Raw genomic sequence first — 6,059 nt, forward strand, 5'->3', positions numbered from 1 at the left:
CCCCTCACCCGAACCGCACCGCCACACACCCCCGCTCACCCGCACCGACCGCACCGCCTCACGCACCCCCGCACGCCCGCAGCCTCACGCGAAACGCCCCGCCACCTCCGCCAGGCACTCCCGGAACACCCGCACGGCCGGCGACGCCAACTGCGCCTCGCGCTGGGCGGTGAAGATCGTGCGCCGGGGCGTGCCGGGCAGCTCGAGGAGGCGGCAGTCCGGCGCCTCGCCCGCCCAGACCAGGTCGGGCATCAGGGCGACGGCGTGGCCGGAGGCGGCGAGGCGGATCTGCGCCTGCAGGTCGGCGGTCTCGAAGCGGACGTCCGGCTCGAAGCCTGCGACCCTGCAGGTCTGCTCGGCGAAGTGGCGGCTCGCGGTGCCGCGCGGCTCCATCACCCAGGCGGAGTCTCGGGCCGAGGCGAGGTCGACGACGGCGGAGTCGCGGCTCACGGCGAGGCGGATCGCGTCGGTCGTCAGGTCGCTGCGCACCAGTCCGGGCAGCCAGGAGGTCGAGTGGCCGGGGTACTGCTCGGCGACGACGAGGTCGAACTCCCGCGCCCACGACGTCTCGTGCAGCGCACCCTCGGGCTCGCGCTGCACCATCTCGACGCGCACCTCGGGGAAGCGGTCGGCGACGGCCCGGAGCGCACCCGGCATGAGCGCGAGCGCGGCCGACTGGAACACCGCGACGCGCACCCGGCCGGTCACCGACTCCCCCGAGGCCGCGAGCGCCGCCTCCGCCCGCTCGAGCAGGGCCATCACCTCGCCGGCCGCCTCGACCAGGATCTCGGCCTGGGGTGTGAGCTGCACGCGCCGGCCCGCCTTCCGCAGCAGCTCGACGCCGGCCTCGCGCTCGAGCACGGCGAGCTGCTGCGAGACGGCCGAGGGACTGTAGGCGAGGGCCTCGGCCGCGGCGGCGAGAGTGCCGCGGATGGCCACCTCGCGGAGCAGGACCAGGCGGCGGACATCGAGCACGGCGTCCCTCCGATCGTTCAGCTGAGCTGACCGGTACCGGTAAGGAACGGTCGCTTCTGCTCAACGGTAGTCGGTCGAATACTGAAGGCACCCACCTCAGAGCAGAAGGACCGCACCATGACGGATCTCGCCAGCCCCGCTCTCGCCACCGGCCCCGCCGCCGACGGCCCGTCCGCCGATTCGATCGATCCCCGGCTGGTCGACGAGAGCGTCGCCCTGGTGCGGCGCTGGCTGCGCGAGGCGTCCGCGATCCCGATCGACGCCTCCGGGGCGCAGCTGGCGGGCGTGCTGAAGGACCCGACCGGCCTGGACTTCACGGTCGGCTTCGTCGACGGCGTCGTCCGACCTGAGGACACCCGCGTCGCGGCGGCGGCGCTGAAGGCGATCGCGGGCGGCGTGCCGTCCTTCCTCCCGGCTCCGATGCGCGGCGCGGTCGCCCTCGGCGGCGTCATGGCGCCGCTCCTCCCGGACGTCGTGGTGCCGATCGCGCGCCGGGTGCTGCGACGGATGGTCGGCCACCTGATCATCGACGCGACCGACTCGCGCCTGGGCCCGGCCATCGCCGCGATCCGCCGCGACGGCGTCCGGCTCAACATGAACCTGCTCGGCGAGGCCGTCCTCGGCCGCGAGGAGGCCCACCGCCGCCTGGAGGGGACGCACCGGCTCCTCGCCCGCGACGACGTCGACTACGTCTCGATCAAGGTCTCCTCGAGCACCGCCCCGCACAACCCGTGGGCCTTCGACGCCGCGGTCGACGACATCGTCGAGGAGCTGGCGCCGCTGTTCGCCCGGGCCGCCGCCTCCTCGCCGCAGAAGTTCATCAACCTCGACATGGAGGAGTACAAGGACCTCGACCTCACCATCGCGGTCTTCACCCGCATCCTCGACCGGCCGGAGTTCCTCGGCCTCGAGGCCGGCATCGTGCTGCAGGCCTACCTGCCCGACGCGCTCTCGGCGATGATCCGCCTCCAGGAGTGGAGCGCCGCCCGCCGGGCCCGCGGCGGCGCCGGCATCAAGGTGCGCCTGGTGAAGGGCGCGAACCTGCCGATGGAGCAGGTCGAGGCCTCGGTCCACGGCTGGCCGCTGGCGACCTGGAGCAGCAAGCAGGACTCCGACACGAACTACAAGCGCGTCGTCGACTACGCGCTGCACCCGGAGCGGATCCGCAACGTGCGGGTCGGCGTCGCCGGGCACAACCTCTTCGACGTCGCGTACTCGTGGCTGCTCGCCGGCACCCGCGGCGTCCGCGAGGGGATCGAGTACGAGATGCTCCTCGGCATGGCCCAGGGCCAGGCGGAGGCGGTGCGCCGCACGGTCGGCTCGCTCCTGCTCTACACGCCGGTCGTCGCGCCGGCCGAGTTCGACGTGGCGATCGCGTACCTGATCCGCCGGCTGGAGGAGGGCGCGTCGAGCCAGAACTTCATGTCGGCCGTCTTCGAGCTCGAGGCCGACCCGGCGCTCTTCGCGCGGGAGGAGGAGCGGTTCCGCGCCTCCGTCGCCGCCCTCGACGGGGCAGTCCCCCCGGCGCACCGCGTGCCCGACCGGTTCGCCGCGAGCGGTCGTCCGGGACCGGGCGACTTCCGCAGCACCCCCGACACCGACCCGTCCGTCGCCGCGAACCGCGAGTGGGCGCAGGCGATCCTCGCGCGCGTCCCCTCCTCCCGGGCCGGCGCCGACGCGATCGAGGCCGCCACGATCGGCACCCTCGACGAGCTGGAGTCGGTGCTCTCCGGCGCCCGCGGCAGCGGCTGGAGCGACGTCCCGGCCGAGGAGCGTGCCCGCATCCTGCACCGGGCCGGCGACGAGCTGGAGGCGCGCCGCGCCGAGCTGCTCGAGGTCATGGCGGCCGAGGGCGGCAAGACCCTCGACCAGGGCGACCCCGAGGTCTCGGAGGCCGTGGACTTCGCCCACTACTACGCCGAGCGCGCCCTCGAGCTCGACGCGGTCGACGGCGCCCGCTTCCACCCGGCCGCGCTGACCCTGGTCACTCCGCCGTGGAACTTCCCGGTCGCGATCCCGGCCGGCGGCGTCCTCGCGGCGCTCGCGGCCGGCTCCGCCGTGGTGCTCAAGCCCGCCGGTCCGACCGCGCGCTGCGGCGCCGTGGTGGCGGAGGCGCTGTGGGCGGCGGGCGTGCCTCGCGAGGCCCTGCGCCTGCTCCGCCTGCCGGAGGAGGAGCTGGGGCGCGACCTGATCGCCTCCCCGCAGGTCGACCGGGTGATCCTCACCGGCGCCTACGAGACGGCGGAGCTGTTCCGCTCCTTCCGGAACGACCTCCCGCTGCTCGCCGAGACGAGCGGCAAGAACGCGATCGTGGTCACCCCCTCGGCCGACCTCGACCTGGCGGTGAAGGACGTGGTGGCGAGCGCCTTCGGGCACGCGGGCCAGAAGTGCTCCGCCGCCTCGCTCGTGGTGCTGGTGGGCTCCGTCGCGCGCTCGAAGCGGTTCCGCGCGCAGCTGCTCGACGCGGTCTCCTCCCTCACGGTCGGCTACCCGACCGACCCCGCGACGCGGATGGGGCCGGTGATCGAACCCGCCGAGGGCAAGCTGCTGCGCGGCCTGACCGCGCTCGGCGCCGGTGAGACCTGGCTGCTGCAGCCGCGGAGCCTCGACGACTCCGGACGCCTGTGGAGCCCCGGCGTCCGCGACGGCGTGCGCCGCGGGTCCGAGTTCCACCGCACCGAGTACTTCGGGCCGATCCTCGGGATCATGACGGCGGCGACCCTCGACGAGGCGATCGCGATCGTCAACGAGGTCGACTACGGGCTCACCTCGGGCCTGCACGCGCTCGACCCGGAGGAGATCGGCACCTGGCTCGACGGGATCGAGGCGGGCAACCTCTACGTGAACCGCGGGATCACCGGGGCGATCGTGCAGCGCCAGCCGTTCGGCGGCTGGAAGAAGTCGGCGGTCGGCCCGGGCACCAAAGCGGGCGGGCCGGACTACCTGCTCGGCCTGGGCTCCTGGACCGCGGCGCCGTCGGAGGCGACCGCTCCGGTCGTCGGACCGGCCGCCCGCCTGCTCGCCGCGTCGCGCGCGGAGCTCCCGGCGGAGGAGCACGCCGCGGTGGAGCGGACGGCGCGCAGCTGCGCGGTGGCGTGGGCCGCGAGCGCTCCTCGCGACGTGACGGGGCTGGAGGCGGAGCGCAACGTCTTCCGCCGCCTGCCCTACGACTCCGCCGTGCTGGTGCGCTTGGCCGCCGGGGAGCCGCTGGGCTCGCTCGTGCGGGCGGCCGTCGCGGCGGCGACCGCGCAGGCACGGGTGGTCGTCTCGAGCGCCGCGGCGCTGCCTCCGCAGCTCGCCGCCGGTCTCGACGAGGCGGCCGGCGCCGTCGTGGTCGAGGACGACGCGGCGTGGGAGGCGCGGGTGCGCGCGCACGGCGCCGGACGGGTGCGCCTGCTGGGCGCGTCCGCCGCGACGGTGACGGCCGCGACGGGCGGGCGCCCCGACCTCGCGGTCTACGCGGGCGCGGCGACCGAGGCGGGCCGGCTGGAGCTGCTGCCGTTCCTCCGCGAGCAGGCCGTGTCGATCACGGCCCACCGCTTCGGCACGCCTGACCACCTCACGGACGGGCTGCTCTGACCGGCGTGATCCGACCGGCGTGATCCGACCGCCGTGATCCGACCGCCCGCCGCGAGATCCCGCTCCGGTACGCCCGCTCCCGCGCGTCGCGTACCGGAGCGGCGTCTCGCGGGAGAGGGCGACGGAGGGACGACGGGGCGGAGAGGGATCAGCCGCAGGCCGCACGTCAGTCCGCGTCAGCTCCGCGACGGGGCCGCAGGGGTGGAGCGCGCGTCGTTGCTGGTGCGCGGGCCCTCCGGGAGGAGCGCGGCGCGTCCCCCGCCCGATCGACGGCGGCGGCCGGGGTCAGCAGGATGTGCGCATGACCCGCCAGGAGAACGGCCGGCGCACCGCCGCGCCCGCCCGCGCGCCACGCACGCGCCCGACCGTCGGCTCCGCCTTCGACCCGCGGTCGAACAGCATCAACGCCCTGCGGCTCGGGCTGGCGGTCCTCGTCATCGTGTCGCACTCCTTCCCCCTCGGCGGCTACGGAGACGACCCCGGGTTCGGAGGCTCGACCCTCGGCGCCTGGGCGGTCGGCGGGTTCTTCGCCACCTCCGGCTTCCTGATCACCGCGAGCCGGCTGCGCTCGCGATCGCTGGTCGACTTCCTCCGGCGGCGCTTCCTCCGCATCTATCCCGCCTTCCTCGTCTCGCTCCTGGTCGTGGCCTTCGTCGCCGCACCGCTCGCGTCGCTCCTCCTCGGAGCCGGCGAGTACAGCGCGGCCGGGGCGGTGCGCTTCGTGGTCGCCAATGCGGCCCTCTACATCCGGGAGTACGGCATCGCGGGGATGCTCGGCTCCGTGCCCTACCCGGGCGCGTGGAACGGCTCGCTCTGGAGCCTGTTCTACGAGTTCGTCAGCTACGTCGTGATCGGCCTGCTCGTCTCCCTGGCGCCCGCGCGCTGGGTGCGCCCCCTCGTGGTCGCGGGATTCGCGGGCCTCACCCTCGTCGCGGCGGTGCTCGCGTCGGACCTCGTCCCGTTCCCGGCGCCCCTCAACCAGACGGTGACGCTCGTCGGGTACTTCCTCGCCGGCGCGCTCGTGCACCTGTACCGCGACCGCCTCCCCCTGACGGGCGCGCTCACCGCTGCCGCGGCCGTGCTGCTCGTCCTCGTGATCGCGGCCGGCCTCTACCGCGTGCTCGCCGGCCTCCCCCTCGCCTATCTGATGGTCGCGCTCGGCGCCCGGCTCCCCCTGCGTCGAGTGGGCGCGACCCACGACGTCTCCTACGGGATGTACATCTACGCGTTCCCCGTGCAGCAGCTGCTCTCGCTGGCGATCGTCGGAGCCGGAGCCGCCGTGCCGCTCTGGGCGTACATCGCGCTCTCGGTCGCAGCGACCGTCCCCCTCGCGTGGGCGAGCTGGCTGCTGGTCGAGCGCCCCGCGATGCGGCTGAAGCGCCTCACCGCCCGGGCTCCCGTCGACGTCGAGGGCCTCGAGGTGCGCTTCCCGGGGGCGGGGACGCCGGTGCCGCAGCAGCTCGCCCTGCTGGCCGCGTCCCGCCGCCTCGTGCTGACGAACTCGA

The 6,059-nt window shown here is 74.9% G+C and carries 3 protein-coding genes; 2 read left to right on the top strand and 1 reads right to left on the bottom strand.

Annotated features, from left to right (window positions below):
* Positions 1-84: 84 nt before the first annotated feature.
* Complete coding sequence (locus C5C10_RS17110; RefSeq protein WP_104267855.1) at positions 85-975, bottom strand: LysR family transcriptional regulator; 891 nt, start codon at positions 973-975, stop codon at positions 85-87.
* Between the two features lie 117 nt (positions 976-1,092).
* On the opposite strand from C5C10_RS17110, the gene C5C10_RS17115 reads away from it, so the two are divergent.
* Together C5C10_RS17115 and C5C10_RS17120 are read left to right on the top strand one after the other, a co-directional pair.
* Positions 1,093-4,554 (top strand): bifunctional proline dehydrogenase/L-glutamate gamma-semialdehyde dehydrogenase, encoded by a 3,462-nt coding sequence (locus tag C5C10_RS17115; RefSeq protein WP_104329866.1) that lies wholly within the window; start codon positions 1,093-1,095, stop codon positions 4,552-4,554.
* A 301-nt stretch (positions 4,555-4,855) separates the two neighbouring features.
* Positions 4,856-6,059, top strand: a 1,204-nt coding sequence (locus C5C10_RS17120; protein WP_104329867.1) for an acyltransferase, incomplete at its 3' end; no start/stop codon positions are given.

Source organism: Rathayibacter sp. AY1A3 (assembly GCF_002930975.1).
GTDB lineage: Bacteria > Actinomycetota > Actinomycetes > Actinomycetales > Microbacteriaceae > Rathayibacter.

What these genes read in the sequence shown, in the direction of transcription:
- C5C10_RS17115 (WP_104329866.1), top strand. Translation starts at nt 1,093, where the DNA reads ATGACGGATCTCGCCAGCCCCGCTCTCGCCACCGGCCCCGCCGCCGAC.